This is a genomic window from Pseudomonas sp. Irchel s3b6, assembly GCF_900187415.1.
Taxonomy (GTDB): Bacteria; Pseudomonadota; Gammaproteobacteria; order Pseudomonadales; family Pseudomonadaceae; genus Aquipseudomonas.
This window is the reverse complement of record NZ_FYDM01000001.1, coordinates 445,883-461,880: the sequence shown is the minus strand read 5'-3', so window position 1 is coordinate 461,880 and position 15,998 is coordinate 445,883. Positions and strand designations below refer to the sequence as shown.

General features: G+C 63.0%; 11 protein-coding genes. 3 read left to right on the top strand and 8 right to left on the bottom strand.

What is annotated here, in order from left to right:
- Positions 1–9: 9 nt before the first annotated feature.
- Complete coding sequence (locus tag CKW07_RS02145; RefSeq protein ID WP_095143361.1) at positions 10–936, top strand: alpha/beta fold hydrolase; 927 nt, start codon at positions 10–12, stop codon at positions 934–936.
- 256 nt (positions 937–1,192) lie between these two features.
- Positions 1,193–2,593 carry a VOC family protein gene (locus CKW07_RS02140; protein WP_095143360.1) on the top strand — a complete coding sequence of 467 codons (1,401 nt, stop codon included), beginning with the start codon at positions 1,193–1,195 and terminating at the stop codon, positions 2,591–2,593.
- Between the two features lie 317 nt (positions 2,594–2,910).
- Here the strand turns inward: CKW07_RS02140 and CKW07_RS02135 are convergent, their stop codons facing one another.
- The 4 genes from CKW07_RS02135 to CKW07_RS02120 form a co-directional block, all read right to left on the bottom strand.
- Positions 2,911–3,489, bottom strand: coding sequence for a hypothetical protein (locus CKW07_RS02135; protein WP_095143359.1), 579 nt, complete (start codon positions 3,487–3,489; stop codon positions 2,911–2,913).
- A 144-nt stretch (positions 3,490–3,633) separates the two neighbouring features.
- Positions 3,634–4,707 carry a lipocalin-like domain-containing protein gene (locus tag CKW07_RS02130; protein WP_095143358.1) on the bottom strand — a complete coding sequence of 358 codons (1,074 nt, stop codon included), beginning with the start codon at positions 4,705–4,707 and terminating at the stop codon, positions 3,634–3,636.
- A complete protein-coding gene (locus CKW07_RS02125) occupies positions 4,697–7,174 on the bottom strand; it encodes an FtsX-like permease family protein (protein ID WP_095143357.1) in 2,478 nt (825 codons plus the stop codon). The genes CKW07_RS02130 and CKW07_RS02125 overlap by 11 nt, the downstream gene beginning before the upstream one ends.
- Positions 7,171–7,842, bottom strand: coding sequence for an ABC transporter ATP-binding protein (locus CKW07_RS02120; protein WP_095143356.1), 672 nt, complete (start codon positions 7,840–7,842; stop codon positions 7,171–7,173). Before CKW07_RS02120 ends, CKW07_RS02125 begins: the two co-directional genes overlap by 4 nt.
- A 152-nt stretch (positions 7,843–7,994) precedes the next feature.
- Between CKW07_RS02120 and CKW07_RS02115 the strand changes: the two genes are divergently transcribed.
- A complete protein-coding gene (locus CKW07_RS02115) occupies positions 7,995–9,968 on the top strand; it encodes an alkyl/aryl-sulfatase (RefSeq protein WP_095143355.1) in 1,974 nt (657 codons plus the stop codon).
- A gap of 58 nt (positions 9,969–10,026) precedes the next feature.
- On the opposite strand, the gene CKW07_RS02110 is transcribed toward CKW07_RS02115, so the two are convergent.
- The 4 genes from CKW07_RS02110 to CKW07_RS02095 form a co-directional block, all read right to left on the bottom strand.
- Positions 10,027–11,505, bottom strand: a complete 1,479-nt coding sequence (locus CKW07_RS02110; protein WP_095143354.1) for a S41 family peptidase — start codon at positions 11,503–11,505, stop codon at positions 10,027–10,029.
- 214 nt (positions 11,506–11,719) lie between these two features.
- Positions 11,720–13,120, bottom strand: a complete 1,401-nt coding sequence (locus CKW07_RS02105; protein ID WP_095143353.1) for a DUF1254 domain-containing protein — start codon at positions 13,118–13,120, stop codon at positions 11,720–11,722.
- Between the two features lie 3 nt (positions 13,121–13,123).
- Positions 13,124–14,479 (bottom strand): DUF1254 domain-containing protein, encoded by a 1,356-nt coding sequence (locus CKW07_RS02100; RefSeq protein ID WP_095143352.1) that lies wholly within the window; start codon positions 14,477–14,479, stop codon positions 13,124–13,126.
- A 179-nt stretch (positions 14,480–14,658) separates the two neighbouring features.
- A complete protein-coding gene (locus tag CKW07_RS02095) occupies positions 14,659–15,996 on the bottom strand; it encodes a DUF1329 domain-containing protein (RefSeq protein ID WP_095143351.1) in 1,338 nt (445 codons plus the stop codon).
- Between the last annotated feature and the right edge of the window lie 2 nt (positions 15,997–15,998).

Genomic DNA, 15,998 nt, shown 5'->3' with positions numbered 1-15,998 from the left:
GAGCGCGCGATGTTTGTTGTATGGATTGTTCTCGGGTTGTTGGTCATCTGGACCTGGCGCACCTGGCCGCGTATCGGCCACGTGCTGTACGACGCCAGCATGGCGCTGGAGGCGCGGTTGTATGGCCTGCAGAAAGTCGCGGTACCGATTGCCGAGATGGAGATGGTCACCTACCAGGGCGGACCGGAGACGCCTGAACGAACCATCCTGATGCTGCACGGGTACAGCGCCGACAAAACCATCTGGCTGCGCTTCGCCCGGCACTTTACCGACGATTGCCGGGTGATCATTCCCGACCAGGCTGGCCACGGCGAAACCGGGTTCAAGGCCGGCGGTGGCTATGACATCCCGACCCAGGCCGAACGGATGATCCAGTTGATCGATGCCTGCGGGATCGGCAAGGTCCACGTGATCGGCAACTCCATGGGTGGCTACGTCGCCGCCTGGCTGGCCGCCGTCCACCCGGGGCGAGTCGCGTCGCTGATGCTGATCGACCCGGCCGGCCTCAGCTCACCCGAGCCCAGCGACATGGAGCGATTGCTGGCCCAGGGCAGCAACCCGTTCCTGATTCATTCGCGGGCCGATTTCAATCAGTTCTACGCCATGACCATGGCCTCCCCGCCTTGGGTGCCGGGGGTGGTGCGGGCGGCGCTGGCCGAGCGTTATCAAGCCCGGCGCGACGAACTGGCGGAGATTTTCGAGGATTTTCACACCAGCCAGCCCGTCGGCGCCAGGCTGCACGATATCCAGGCCCCTGCCCTGTTGCTGTGGGGTCGCGAAGACCGCCTGATTCACGTCAGCAGCGCGCAAATCTGGGCCAAGGGCATTCCCGGAATGCGCGTGGAAATCTGGGACGGCGTCGGCCATATGCCAATGGTGGAACAGTCGGCGAGAACCGCGGCGTTATATCGCCAGTTCCTGGAGAGGCCAAGATGAAGGGGGCCAGTCCCTATGGCGAGACAAGTGGGCCTGACGCGCCATAGCAGTCGAAGAACGACTGACCTGCCCTGGCTTCCACCTCCTCCTGTAGCGGACAGTGCCTTGTGTAGCGGTTCTGGCGGGTGAACCAGGCGCAGCACTGAACGCAGCAGTCGTTTGCAGAATGAAGTTCGGAAGAAACTTCGTTTGTCAGTCATGCCGGCGCCGAACAGAATCGGCCTACTCCACTGTCACTGCGCCGGGATTCGAGTTTATGAGCAACCAGAACGTCGTCAGCCCTGACCTGATCCGCCAACGCTTCTCGCGGGCGATGTCGGACATGTACCGCGAAGAAGTGCCGCTGTACGGCGCCTTGATGGAACTGGTGGCCAGCACCAACGCCCAGGTGCTGGCCAGCGACCCGGCGATGGCCTCGCAGTTGCGCGCTACCGGCGAAATCGAGCGCCTGGATCTGGAGCGCCACGGCGCGATTCGCGTCGGCACCGCCGAGGAACTGGCGACGCTGTGCCGCCTGTTCGCGGTGATGGGCATGGAACCGGTCGGCTACTACGACCTGACACCCGCCGGCGTGCCGGTGCACTCCACGGCCTTTCGCGCCGTGCATGAAGCGTCCCTGCAGGTCAGCCCGTTCCGCGTGTTCACCTCGCTGCTGCGCCTGGAACTGATCGACAACCCCGAGCTGCGCGCCTTTGCCGAATCGGTGCTGGCCCGGCGTTCGATTTTCACCGCCAGGGCCTTGGAACTGATCGCCCACGCCGAACACAACGGCGGCCTTGATGAACAGCAGGCCGAGGTTTTTGTCGAGCAGGCGCTGGAGACGTTTCGCTGGCACCACAGCGCCACCGTCACCGCCGCGCAGTACCGACAATTGAGCGCCCAGCACCGGCTGATCGCCGACGTGGTGGCCTTCAAGGGCCCGCACATCAATCACTTGACCCCGCGCACCCTGGACATCGACATCGTGCAGGCCAGCATGCCCGGCCACGGCATCACCCCCAAGGCAGTGATCGAGGGACCGCCGCGCCGCCAGTGCCCGATCCTCCTGCGCCAGACCAGCTTCAAGGCGCTGGACGAAGCCATTGCGTTCACCGACCAACAGCAGGCCACCGGCAGCCACAGCGCCCGCTTCGGCGAAATCGAGCAGCGTGGCGCTGCGTTGACTCCTCAAGGGCGGGCGCTCTACGACCGCTTGCTCAACGCTGCCCGCGATGAGCTCGAGGACTTCCCCAGCGAAGCCAACGCAGCGCGCTACGACAGCCTGATGACGCAACATTTCCAGGAATTCCCGGACGCCTACACTGACATGCGCGAGCAAGGCCTGGCCTACTTCCGCTATTTCGTCAGCGACAAGGGCCTGGCCGTCGAGCGCGATACACTCAAGGGCATGTCCCTGGCCGGGTTGCTCAAAGCCGGTTATGTGCGCGCGGAACCGCTGGTGTACGAGGACTTCCTGCCGGTCAGCGCCGCGGGGATTTTCCAGTCGAACCTGGGCGATGCCGCACAGACCCGCTACGACGCGCATTCGAACCGGCAAGCGTTTGAAGCCGCGCTGGGCCGTTCAACCATTGATGAGCTGGCGTTGTATGCGCAAACGCAGCAGCGTTCGATTGACGAATGTGGCCGTGTGCTGAATCTGCAAGGGTTGGTGTGCTGAGCAGGAAGGAGGCAGTGCGGGACCGTGCGTACTCAGAAACGATGTACAACTGAAGGTTGTTTGTCGAACGGTCTGGAAGACGTTCGCCCAGTGCTATGGCCTGGCAATCCTTGCACTGGTAAAGAGCCCTGACACTGGGCGAACCGGGGCGATTTTAATACATTGGATCCGATCTGTCCGGTGAGAAATTCTGAATAAATCTGGACACAATATTTCAACGGCAAAAACGAAAAAAAGCGAAACCCGCCGTTTCAGGTTGCGCCCCGTATCAGGGCGCACCAGCGTCGAGTGTCGCTTTTCAGGTGTCGCGTTGAAGCTTAGCGCTGGGTCGTGACTTTCAGCACGTCGGTGTAGACCACTACCACACTCTGGCCGACCTTGAGGTCTTTGAGCTTGGCCTGGACTTCCGGTTTTTCGACCTTGATGGTCTTGGTCAGGCCCGCTGGATTCTGCAGCGTCACTTCGTTTTTCTTCACGTCGATCGCGGTGATTTTCAGCTCGACCTTGATCTGACGATAGGCTTCGCCGCCCGGGTTCGGGTTGTTCTCGGAGGCGCGCATTTCCCCGACGCGCTCAACGGTGCCCGGCAGGCCCTTGTCGATGTCGGTGTCGAGCGAAGCGGCGACCGAACGGATGACGTCGATCTGCACCTTGTCACCGGCCTTGAGGTTGCCCAGGTCCTTGGCCTTTTCGGTCATCTGGATCATGACCGGCTGGCCCTCGGCGCCCTTGAGTACCACCTGGCGGTTGGCCGCATCGACGGAAATAACCTCGGTCATCACCTGGTTCGCTTCAACCACGGCCGACAATGGGATATCGGCGGCGTAGGCACTGAGGCTACCGGCAGACAGCAGCGTTGCAAGCGTAATGGCTTTGGTCAGTGTGTGAAGCTTCATAGCGGTACGTTCCCTGAGAGAGTAAAGAGTGCAAGCAAAGGCTTTCAACAGCAGTCTGAAGCCTGCGCGCCGAGTGAGCATAGACATAGATCAGCGGTTTTACTAAAACTTTGCCGCGCACCGCTCAGGGCTGCGATCCGCCTCTCAATAGCCGGTCATTTCCAGGTACCCCACCCCCGTATCACTGCCACTGACCTGCACCGGCCCTTCCCAATAGGCAATACGCAAATCCATCCAGGCCTTGGGGTTGAGCGCCGCGACCGTGATGTCCAGCCCCTGGCCCGGCACCTTGACTGACCAGCGTGTCGGCAGGCTACGCCCTGCCACCTCAGAACTCGTCAACGGCGTGAGGTTAATCTCATCCCGGGACAATGTACGGGTGCTGCCGTCCGGATTGATCCAAGTGCCGGTGACGTAGGGAGCGCCAACCTGCTGGCGAATCCGGAACAGCATCAACTGCGCACCACTGTCCAGGTGCAGGGAGAACCAGTCCCAGCCGCTCTGCCCGACCATCAATGGCTGGCTGCTCCACTCCCGGTCCAGCCAGGCCGGGCCGCTGACCTGATAGGTCGTGCCATCGATCTCCAGGTTGCCGCTGGCCGCAAAGAACGGCTGGCTGTAGTAATACGACGCCTGGCCCTGCTCGGACTTGCGACTGAAACCCTGCTCCCCGTGCAACACCACTGGCCGGCTGGAGGTCAGGCGCAGTTGATAGCTGAAGCCTTTACCGCTGGCCTGCAAGCGCATGTCGGCCAACGGGTTATCGCTGCCTGTCTGCGAGCTCAGGCGCCAGTCGTCGATCCAGGCGGCAAACGGTGGCTGTTGCACCCCGGCCTGCCCCACGCCACCCCGGGCATAACGCTCGGCGGCGTGGTGCACGGTCGCCGACGTCACCGCCGCGTGGCCCAGCCAGATCACCTGGCTGGCCCATCCGGGCTGCTCCGAGCCGGCTTGCAAGGCATTGCGAAACAGCGTCCATTGCACACCGAATGCCCGGCCCTGCGGGTCCTTGAGGTTGGCGGTGAGGTACCACCACTCCACACGAAATCCATCGTGGGCCGCGTGATCGGCCGGAAACCCGAAGACCCGGCCCGGCGTCACCTGCTGGAACGCGGCGGCGTCAACACCCAGCCCGGCGAACCCCTCCTGGCGCTCGGGGGCATCGTCGCACCCGGCCAAGACCAGCAACACCACCGCGAGCAACCTGTCAGTCCTCATGGCCAAAGCACCTGAGCAAGTCCGCCGGTTGCGTGCGGTAAAGCGTGAAGAGCGGCCAGGCCGAGGCCAGCAAGGTGGCCAACAGCGCCAGCCCCATCAACTGCGCCAATTGCCACGGGAAGACCCGCAGCGGCAGGCGCCAGCCGAACGCCTGCACGTTGATCACCGTGTCCAGGCACCAGGCCAGGGCAATGCCCAACGGCAGCGCCAACACCAGGGTGAGCAATGCCAGCAGCCAGGTTTGTCCGAGGTTGAGCAGCATCAATTGCCGGCGGGTCACCCCCAGCGCCCACAACGGCGCCAGTTGCCCGAGACGGCTCTGGCTTTGCGTCAGCAAGCTGATGAACAACGCCACCCCGGCCACCCCCAGGGTCAGGCTGTTGAGGGCGGCCGTCGCCGCAAAGGTGCGCTCGAACACCTGCTCCGACCAGCCCTTGAGCCGGGCCTGATCGACGATGCGACTGTCGTCCAGGGCAAAGCGCGCTTGCAGCGCCGTGAGCAAAGCCGGAATCCGGCCCGGCTCGATGCGCAGGTTGAAACGACTCGGCGTCAGCTGTGGCCAGAAGTGCAACAGGTGTCGGTCGTTGACCAGCAGATGCCCTTTGGGATTGCCATAGTCGGCATAAATACCGATCAGCTGCGGCGCCCAGGCGCCTTGCGGTGTGGGGATGCTCAATCGGTCGCCCAACTGAAGCTTGAGTCGGCGCGCCAGTTGCTCGCTGATCATCACCGTGTCGTGGCTCGCCAACTGCTCCCAGGGGGTATCGCCCTGGGCTGCGAGCAACGGCCAGTGCTGGCGATAGGTCCCGTGATCGATCACCCCATGAAGGTCCGCCGGCCAGCCCTGCAAGGTCACCGCGACCTGCCAGCTGGGCAGCACCGCAGCGAGATTCTGCTGCATCAGCCACGGCTGCAGTTCGCGGGCCTGCGCTGGATTGCGGGGGGTGATGTACAGCTCGGCGATCAACCGTTGCTCCAACCAGTCGCTGAAGGTCTGGCGAAAGCCGGCGGTCATGCTGCCCGCCCCGATATTGGCGGCCAGCGCCAGCAGCAGGGCCATCAAGGCCAGGCTCAGGGCCGGCAACTGCTGACGGCAATCGGCAACAAACCATTGGCCGAGCACCGAATGGCTGCGACCCAAGGCCAGACTCAGCGCCCAATCGAGCAGTACCGGCAAACTCAACGCGGCCCCCAGCATCAAGGCCGCCATCAGCACAAAACCACTGGTCAGGCTGTCCCCCCACGCCCACGCGAGCACGCCGATCAGCGCCATGACAACGGCCACCCATCCTTGGCGCCGCAGCCAGCGCCCATAGGCCTGATGCCAGGCATGCGGGGCCGCCAGCGCCAGCAACGGCAGGCGTGCGGCACGCAACAAGCTGTTGACGCCGGCCAGCCCGGCGCCCAACAAGCTCAGGCCGATGCCGCTCAACCACCACCCGGGGCTGAGGCTCAACTGCCCCGCCACTTCGGCGCCGTACAATCCCCGCAGGCTGGCAGCGACGTCCGGTAGCAGGACACTGGCCAGTAAGTAGCCGCTGACCACCCCGACCAGCCCGCCGAGCAGGGCCAACCCGCCCAGTTCAAGGCTCAGGCCCAGGATCAGCATCCGTGCGCTGACCCCGCAGGCGCGCAGGGTTCTGAACAGGCCGCGGCGCTGCTCCAGTGCCAGGCCAATCGCCGCGTGGACAATGAACAAACCGACAACGAATGACAGGAATCCCAGGGCGTCGAGGTTCAGGTGAAAGCTCTCGGTGAGCCGCGCCAGGGTGTGCTCTTCACCGCCGGGTTGCAGTTGCAACTGACCGGCCAGGTCGGCGGGCAGCCGAGGGTGGGTGGCGACGAACGCCTTCGGCACCAGCAAGCGTGACAGCTGCTGCGCCAGACCCAGCACCTGCTGGGCAACACCGATGTCCATCAACAGCACACCGGGCGCCATGTCGGCTTGGGCATGCATCGGCGGCAAACTGGCCCCCGTCGTGGTCTGCGCTCGATCACCCTCACGCAATCCCAGCGCCTGCAGGGTTTGCGGAGCAATCCAGGTGCGGCCCGGCGGGCTGACGAACTCGGCCATCCGTGCCAGGTCCAGGGGCTGTCCGGCCAAGACCGTGCCCGTCGGCAGTGACAGGGGCTCGATGCCCATCAGTTGCAGGCGCTGCGCTTCCTGCCCCTTGAGCATCACCCGCCCCTGCACCACCGGCGACACCGGCCAGCCGGCCAGGCGCAGCTCGACAAACAGGGCTTGGGCGAAGGGCGCGCCATTGGGAGCGCTGAAGCTGGGCTGGGGTTCGCCGCCGATCAATTGACTGGCACGGGCGTAGCTGTCCCGTGCCTGACTGTTCAACGCCTGGACCCCAGTCAGCAAACCGGTGGCCAGCCACAGCCCAGTCAGCACACTGAAGAACTGCACCGGATGCTGACGCCAATGGCTGAGCAGCGCGCGCAGGGTCTGGGTTAAAACACTCATCGCGGCGCGCCGGCATCGACCAGCCGTCCATGCTGCAACAGCACCTTGCGCGCCAGGCGTGCGGCGACCCTGGGGCTATGGGTGACCATCAACAAACTGGTGGGACTGTCCTCAAGCAGTTCCAGCAACAGGTCCAGCACCTGCTCGCTGGTGTGTTCATCGAGACTGCCGGTGGGCTCATCGGCCAACAGCAACCGTGGCCGCGACGCCAGTGCCCGCCCTAGCGCCACCCGTTGCTGCTGGCCACCGGACAACTGTTCCGGATAGCGCCCCAGTACATCCCCAAGCCCCAGGCGTTCCACCAGTTGCCCGTGCCAGGCCGGGTCATGGCGCCCGGCCAGTCGCGCCTGAAACGCCAGATTGTCCTCGACCCGCAAACTGCCGATCAGGTTGAACTGCTGGAACACCAGGCCGATCTCCGTACGCCGCCAGCGCGCCCGTTGGCCTTCACTCATGCGTTCCAGGCGCTGTTCGCCCAAGCGGATGCTGCCCTGGTCGACCTTGTCCAGCCCGGCAATCAGGTGCAGCAAGGTGCTTTTGCCACTGCCCGACTCGCCCATCAGCGCCAGGCTGCTGCCGGGCGCCAACTGCAAGTCGACACCCTGCAACACCGCCAGCGGGCCTTGCGCGGTGGCGTAGCGTTTGAAGACGCCTTGAACCTCGAGCATGGGCAGCGCTCGCTACACAGACAGTGAATCCAAGCATAGCGGACAGCCTTGCACGCCCTGCATGGTTTTTGTCGTTTGACGATTATCGAGGTCTCTGGCCTGGCGTTTAGGCTCCAGGCTGGTCTAGCCATAATGATAAAAACGGAGACTCCATGCCTCGATTCACCCTGTCCCATCGCGGCCTGCTGGCCGCCCTGATCACCGCCTGCCTGGCACAATCGGTCGCCGCCGCCCAAGCCCCCGTCGCCGCCAGCCCCTTGACCGCTGCCAGCAATGCGGCGGTGCTCAAGCAACTGCCCTTCAGTGACCGCACCGACTACGAGTCGGTCAACCGTGGCCTGATCGCCCCTTTCACGGACCCGATCAAGACCGCCGACGGCAAGGTGATCTGGAACATGCAGAGCTACGCCTTCCTCGACAAGGACCAGGCCCCCGACACCGTCAACCCGAGCCTGTGGCGCCTGGCCCAGCTCAGCGCCCACGCCGGTTTGTTCGAAGTCAGCCCCCGGCTCTATCAGGTGCGCGGCCTGGACCTGGCCAACATGACCATCATCGAGGGTGACGACGGGCTGATCATCATCGACCCGCTGACCATGGCTGAAACCGCCAAGGCGGCGCTGGACCTGTACTACCGCAACCGTCCGCACAAACCGGTGGTGGCGGTGATCTACAGCCATACCCACGTCGACCACTTCGGCGGCGTGCGCGGGGTGATCGACGAGGCCGACGTCAAGGCCGGCAAGGTCAAGGTGTTCGCGCCGGCAGGCTTCATGGAACACGTCATGAGCGAGAACGTGTACGCCGGCAACGCCATGAGCCGCCGCGCCCAGTTCCAGTTCGGCAGCCTGTTGCCACGGGGCGACAAGGGCCAGGTGGACGCCGGCATGGGCAAGAACACGCCATCGGGCGGCACCATCACCCTGATCCCGCCGACCGACCTGATCAGCCAGGAACTGGATACCCGCACCATCGCCGGCATCGAGGTGCAGTTCCAGCTGACCCCGGGCACCGAAGCACCGTCGGAGATGAACCTGTACCTGCCGCAGCTGCGGGCCTTGTGCATGGCGGAAAACGCCACGCAGATGATGCACAACATCCTCACTCCGCGCGGCGCCCCGGTGCGCGATGCCAAGGCCTGGTCGCAATACCTGGACAGCAGCCTGACGCGTTACGGCGACAAGTCCGACGTACTTTTTGCCCAGCACAACTGGCCGACCTGGGGTGGCGAGCGCATCCGTACCTTCCTCGCCGATCAGCGTGACATGTATGCCTTCCTCAACGACCGCACCCTGCACCTGTTGAACCAGGGCCTGACGCCGATGGAGATCGCGCAGAACATGCAGAAACTCCCGGGGGAGCTGGAGAACAAGTGGTACACCCGCAGCTACTACGGCTCGTTGAGCCACAACTCGCGGGCGGTGTATCAGCGCTACATGGGCTTCTATGACGGCAACCCGTCGAACCTCAACCCGCTGCCGCCGGTGGAAACCGCCAAGCATTATGTCGAGGCCATCGGCGGTGGCGCGGCCGTGATTGGCAAAATGCGCGAGGCCATGACCAAGGGCGATTACCGCTGGGCCACGCAACTGGGCAACCAGTTGATGTTCGCCGAGCCGGACAACAGTGAAGGCCGCGAAACCCAGGCCCAGGCGCTGGAGCAACTGGGTTACCAGAGCGAGAACGCCACCTGGCGCAACATGTACCTGACCGCCGCCATGGAACTGCGCAACGGTGTGCCACCGATTGCCGGCAGTTCGGTGTCGGCGGACATGGTGCGGGCGCTGACCCCTGACATGTTCTTCGACTTCCTGGCCATTCGCCTGAACAGCGAAAAAGCCGTCGGCCATGACCTGACGTTGAACTGGACCTTCGACGACCCGAACCAGGCCTACAACCTGACCTTGCGCAACGGCGTACTGACCCACCGCAGCGGCAGCAATCCCCAGGCCGACGCGAGCATCAGCATGAACAAGGCAACGCTTGAACAGATCGCCCTCAAGCAACTGGACTTCCCGACAGCCATCCAGAAAGGCCTGGTCAAGTTGAAGGGCGACGGCAAGAAACTGGGCCAGCTGCTGGGCAGCCTGGACACCTTCAGCCCGCAGTTCAATGTCGTCACACCCTGATCATCGAGGGTAAAAAAGCCGCCAGGCCGGGTTCGGTCTGGCGGCGTTCTAGTAGCAATCACAGACGCTCAAGCACCCACTTTTGCACGGCCGCTGTATCAGCAATGTCCCCTTCAAAGATAAAGGGTGGATCGTAACTTTGATTATTCCCTCGCGCCCGGTCTCGCCATACTTTTAACGGCAACCAGAACTGGCCGCCACTGGGCAGTGTTTGAGCGCCTATATCAATGTAAAGCGTATCCGCGCTCGTGGGTAACCCCAGATGGACGACCCCTGGGATGGCGAGAACAACGTCTGCGAAATCCAGGCAGGCACTCGCGCAAAAAGAGTCGGTCACCAGCGCCAACTGGCCTTTGAAGCCATGAGCCTTTGATCCTTCAAAACGCTCTTGATTGATTGAAGAACTGCTCGGTTGCCGCAGCCAATCTTTCTTCTCGCGAAGTGCGAATTCCATCGAATGGGTTAAACCGGAAACAAATTTATAAGCCTCACTGTTTTTCCCATAATCACCTTCCATGGAGCCCAGAACATGACTGAGTGTGGAGTAGGCAAAGGGAGAAACACGCCACATCGCATACGCACGAGACTGTTTGTCCACGCTATTGACCACTTGCGAACCTAACAGCGCAGACAGTATCTCTACACCCACCAGACTGTTACCCCCGCGATTACCACGCGTATCGAGCACCACCAAACTGGCGTCACCGAGGTGATTGATGGCATCGAGCATTTTTTTGAGGGCCGCATTATCCGCAGCAGATGGCGTGAAGTTCGATACGTGTATCCAATAGCGCCCGCCTCCCAGATCTTGCAGAGCCTGTGGTGGTTGAGGCTGGAGCAGGAAAGACTCCAGTTCCCCGCGGTCCTGTTGCCACAGCAGGGTGAAGTCCTGTCGCACCCCATCCGGGAGCACCACTGAGCAGCTTTTTGGCAAGACTCTGCCCAGTACGGGATAGCGGGCATCATCCACCGTCAACTGCGTAGCCAGGTGCAACCATGTCGACGCCAGACCCAGCCTGCGATCAATGTAGGGTGACAGGTCATTTTCCAGTGTCTCGCGGACCGGTTTGTCATCACAGGCCACCACTTCGGAGCCAACGGGTGGTAAAGGCACTGGCCAGTTTCTGGAAGTATTCTTTACAACAAAACGCTGTCCTTGCATGCCCAAAACGAAACCTGCCCAGGAAGACTTACCCTGATCAGACGGGCTCAACCCTACGTGGCCATCCTGGAAACCGGCAATGTAAAAGTTGAGGACAGCCAGTGAGTCCTTCCTTGACTTGACCTGTTTTGACAACTGACTGGCTTTTAAATAGCCCTGTTCAACCCAGCCGGTAAAATCCTTATTGTCACGGTCCAAGGCACCTGGGTGAGCGGTGACTATCAGCTGATGAATCGCATAAAGATCATTGCTCGTCAGATCCTGCCAATGTTTTGTGTGGGTTTCTTCAGCCAGAGCGAAAGACGGCACAAAGAACACCGAGCACAGGATTAACCTTATGTTTGTGGAGAAACATGAGCCGGTGGTAACCGTCATAGCGGGAAAATCATAAGCCAATCCTTAGCTAATTGATGGCCTGTCCAACAGGGGAGTGACGGCGGCGCATCATAGTTTCGCCCCAAGACGAAGACAACCCAGAGGGCATCGCGGGCAAACCTCCCCTCCTACAGACCACTCAGTACGTGTAAGAGGGGTCCGCCCACCCCTTTCCCGCGATCAACGATCACGCAGCCTGATGGTGAAACCGGATTCAAACCGCCTCCACCACCGGCATCTGCCAGCGCTGCTCGATCACCTGCCGCTCGGGGCCGTACAGGCGCAGGATCAGGGTGAACGCACCGTGTTGCGGTGCGGGCAACCAGTTGCTGCCTCCATCGGTGGGCGCTGAACTCTGCACGACCAAGGTCAGCCCGCCGTCGGCATCCGCCTTCAACCGGTCGCGGCTGCTCAGGCAGTAACGGTCGATGGGGTTGTCGACCAGTTGGCGGTCCGGCAAGTCGTACAGCGTCAGCGACCAGAACTCGCTGGCCGGTGGCAATTGCCCGGGTGCGAAGCGCAGGCGGTAGCCGCGTCCCCCTACCAAGGGTTGGCCCTGGCTGTCCTGTCTGGCGCCGGTGTAGAACGCCTCCTCGACGCTGTTGCCGTAGATGCCCATGGCTGCGCCCAATGCACGGTTGAGGTAGTTGCCCTGCAACACCTCCCGCGTCCCGAACAGGCCCAGGGTGGTGCGGACCTTGGCCCCGGCGGCCTGCATCTGCGCTTGAGCCTCCTGGATACCGGCGATCAACGCCTGGCGCTGTTCGGCGGACAAGGCCGCCAGGTCGAACGCCTGCCCCGGCACGATACCGATCCGCGCAAACCGCTCACGCAACGCTTGCTCACTCGGTTGGACCGGACACAGCGTGAGGATCTGGTTCAACTGATTGATGAACCCAGGCCCCAGCCCGGTCTTGCTGTCCCACGCCTGCCACGCGATGGTGGGTGCCGCTGCGGGTGCCGGGGTGCCCACGTACTCGTGCAACGAGCGCAGGCGATACTGCTGCTGCAAGGCACGCACTGCCGGCATGTCCTCGGCGTTCTTCAGCGCGGTGCGACCCAGCACCATGACGATCTCGGTTTCACTGCGCAGCACGGTCTTGATCCCCACCGGGGTTGCGCCCGTCCAGCCAGGCCCGGCGATCAGGTAGTCCCCCGCCTCGCGCCCGGTGCTCAGCACCCCGACATAGGCAAAGTTGTGGGTGTATTGATCCAGCAACTGGTGCACGTAGTAACGGTCCTCGGCCACCGCCGGCACGCTCAAGACCTGGGGTTCACTGCGCAGGTCCAGCCAGGCCCAGGAGTACGGCGTGTCATTGTTGGGCGTGACAATTTCGCGGTTCTTCGGTGTGTACAGGTTGCTGTAGTGGCGAAAGCGGTTGAAGCCGCCGACGTACTCGGCAGCACCGGGGTCGAGCACCTGCTTTTCCAGGGTCTGGTAGTGCATCAGCATCGGATAGGCGTAGATCCACGCGTCCCGGGTGATGGCCTGGATATCCTCGGGAGAAGTTGGGTTGACCTGGCTGGCAGCCAGCAACCAACCCGGGCATGCCAGTGCGGCACCGGCCACACTCATGCCGGCGAGCAGACGACGACGGCTAAAAGGAGCATTCATGGTTCAGCCCTCGCCCTTGATGGCTTCGATGGTCGGTAACGGGTAGCGGCCATCCAGTGCCCGCTGTTGCGGCAGGTACAACCGCAACATCAGGTTGAACGGCCCTTGCGGCGTCGGCAGCCAGTTGCTCTGGGCGCTCTGCGTCGGAGTCGGGTGCGCCAGGGTCAGGGTCAGGCCTCCATCGGCGTCGTATCGCAGGTCGGGGCTGCGATCACCCAGGGAGTAACGCGCCAGCGGGTTGGCCACCAGCAATTGGCTCTTGCCGTCGTACAGGGTCAGGGACCAGAAGGCGTCCACCGGTGGCAACTGCCCGGCGGCGAAATGCAGGCGATAGGTTTTATTGCCATCGAGCAACTGGCCCTGGGCGTCATGCAGTGCCATTGGGTACAACGCTTCGGCAGGATCGTTGGCGTAGATGTAGCGCCAGGCCACGGCCGCGCGGGTCAGGTCATCGTCACCGAACTTGCCGACATTGGACGGCGAGCGGAACCAGCCTTGCTGCTCCACGGACAGCTTGCTGGAGGCAACTCGCACCTGTTCGCGGCCGGCTTCGGCGCCTTCGGCCACCGCGTCCCTGAGGTCTTGCGGCGGCGCGAATCCGACGCCTGGCTGGAGGCCGATTTCGGCATAGCGCGCCAGTTTCTGCTGCTCGACCGGAGTCCACTGGTGCAGCGCGGCGAGGTGGTTGAAGCGCTCGAACAACGCCACCGCTGGCCCCTGCTTGCTGTCCTGATAGGCCGGCAACTGCAGGGTGGGCAGCGCCGCGGGTGCCGGGGTTCCCAGCACCCTGGACAGGGGCTGCAAGGCGTAGCCCTTGAGCACGTGCGCTGCCTGCGCGAGATCGTCGGCGCCCTTGACCTCGGTGCGCCCGATCAGGAACACCAGGCGGCTCGGCGAGCGAATGACCCCGTTGAAACCGGCCGGTACCTCACCCTGCCAGTCCGGGCCGGCGATCAGGTAGCGCCCGGCCTTGCTGCCGGTCGCGCGGGTGCCGATGTAGTCGAGGTTATCGGTGCGCAGGTCCACCAACTGGAAGTTGTAGTAACGCCCCTCGACCTCAGGGACTTGCAGCACCTGCGGCTCGCCACGCAGGTCGAGCAAGGCGCGGGAGTAGAAGGTGTCGTTGTTCGGCGACACCACTTTGTCGTCCTGCGGCCCCAGCAAGCGTGGCTCGCTGTACAACACATTGAACGGCAGCCTGGCGGCGATGGCGCTGAGCACTTTATTGTGCTCGCCGGTGGCGAAGGCAAACACATAGGCTTCCTGGGCCAGGGCCCGGGCCTGCTGTTGATCGAGGCTGGTGGCCTGTACGGCGCTCGCGCCGAGCCCCAAGGCTAATGCGGTTATCCAGTGGCGCATGGCAATGTCTCCTGACAGCAATGAAAGCGGCGCCCAGTGCCCGCTTTGTAGGAGCGAGCTAGCTCGCGATGGGCGTTAACGATGACGCGTGTTTTCTGAATAAACGCGTCGCTCTTGAGTTCATCGCGAGCAAGCTCGCTCCTACAAGGGGCGGCAGTGGGCACCATGCAAGGGACGGCTTACTTGGCCCAGCGCCGCAGGTCCGACGGGGTGTAGTCGTCGGTCTTGGCGGCGAAGCCGACACGCATCGGCTCGACCTCTTCGTTGGCCAGGCCACCGGCGTAGTAGCGCCCGGCGATCAGGTCATAGGAGGTTTCCAGCACGTTGTAGGTGAAGCCGTGGTCGTAGTGCTGGATTGCATGCAGTTCACCGCTGCGCCACAGTTCGCCGCGGCTGTCGTACTGGTCCGCTTGCGCGATCTGCCAGCTGTCCTCGTCCACATAGAAGCGGCGTTTGGCATAGATGTGCCGGGCGTTGGGCTTGAGCGTCGCCTCCACCACCCAGACCCGGTGCTTCTCGTAACGGGCCAGGTCCTGGTTGACATGGTTGGGCTTGATCACCGCGTCGTACTTGAGCTCGTGGCTGCCGATCTTGTAGCTGTTGTAGGGGATGTACAGCTCTTGTTTGCCCACCAGCTTCCAGTCGAAACGGTCCGGCGCACCGTTGTAGCCGTCGATGTTGTCGGCGGTGATCAGGCCGTTGCTGTAACGGGCGCTGTTGTCGTAGGCGATCATCGGCGCACGACGCACCCGACGCTGCCCCGGCAAGTACTGCCAGGCCGAACGCGGCTCGGCCACCTGGTCGATCGGCTCGTGCACCAGCACCGCTTCACCGGACAGGCGCGCCGGCTCCAGCACACGGCTCTTGAACATGAACAGGGTGTTGGAAGCCGGTTCAAGACCGCTGATGGTGTCGGCGAAGTTGATCAACGACTGGTTGCGCACGTAGCTGGTGGCACCGTTTTCACGGACCAGCGCCGAGCTGCTGATGCGCTCGTAGCTGCCGCCGCGATAGCGGGTCATGTGGTTCCACATCACCTCGAGACCTTCAGTGGGCAGCGGGAACGGAATGCCGTGAACATAGTCATGCAGCCCGTTGCCGCCGTCGGCCATGCTGGTCTTGGCGACGTTTTCACGACTCTGATCGAGCACCGTTTTAGGCAGGTTGGCGCTGCGGTGGGTCGGGTAGATGTTCATCTTGTAGGTGTCGGGAAAGCGCTTGAACAACGCAACCTGCCCGGGGCTGAGGAACTTCTGGTACTGCGCCACGTTCTGCGCGGTGATGGTGAACAGCGGCTTTTCATTGGCATAGGGGTCGCTGTAACCGCCCTTGCTGTCGACCTTGCCGGCGGAACTGGTCAGGCCGCCGGTCCAGGCCGGGATGCTGCCGTCGGCATTGGCCGCGATTTCCGAGCCCATGGGCGTCAGGGTCTTGCCTAGGGCGGCTGAATCGGTACCTTTGGCGTGCGCCAGGCTCGCCGCGCAGGCCAGGGCCAGCACACAAATTTGCATACGCATCA

Coding starts and splice junctions, on each gene's coding strand:
- CKW07_RS02115 (WP_095143355.1), top strand. CDS start 7,995: ATGCCTCGATTCACCCTGTCCCATCGCGGCCTGCTGGCCGCCCTGATC.
- CKW07_RS02110 (WP_095143354.1), bottom strand. CDS start 11,505: ATGACGGTTACCACCGGCTCATGTTTCTCCACAAACATAAGGTTAATC.
- CKW07_RS02120 (WP_095143356.1), bottom strand. CDS start 7,842: ATGCTCGAGGTTCAAGGCGTCTTCAAACGCTACGCCACCGCGCAAGGC.
- CKW07_RS02105 (WP_095143353.1), bottom strand. CDS start 13,120: ATGAATGCTCCTTTTAGCCGTCGTCGTCTGCTCGCCGGCATGAGTGTG.
- CKW07_RS02135 (WP_095143359.1), bottom strand. CDS start 3,489: ATGAAGCTTCACACACTGACCAAAGCCATTACGCTTGCAACGCTGCTG.
- CKW07_RS02145 (WP_095143361.1), top strand. CDS start 10: ATGTTTGTTGTATGGATTGTTCTCGGGTTGTTGGTCATCTGGACCTGG.
- CKW07_RS02100 (WP_095143352.1), bottom strand. CDS start 14,479: ATGCGCCACTGGATAACCGCATTAGCCTTGGGGCTCGGCGCGAGCGCC.
- CKW07_RS02140 (WP_095143360.1), top strand. CDS start 1,193: ATGAGCAACCAGAACGTCGTCAGCCCTGACCTGATCCGCCAACGCTTC.
- CKW07_RS02130 (WP_095143358.1), bottom strand. CDS start 4,707: ATGAGGACTGACAGGTTGCTCGCGGTGGTGTTGCTGGTCTTGGCCGGG.
- CKW07_RS02125 (WP_095143357.1), bottom strand. CDS start 7,174: ATGAGTGTTTTAACCCAGACCCTGCGCGCGCTGCTCAGCCATTGGCGT.
- CKW07_RS02095 (WP_095143351.1), bottom strand. CDS start 15,996: ATGCGTATGCAAATTTGTGTGCTGGCCCTGGCCTGCGCGGCGAGCCTG.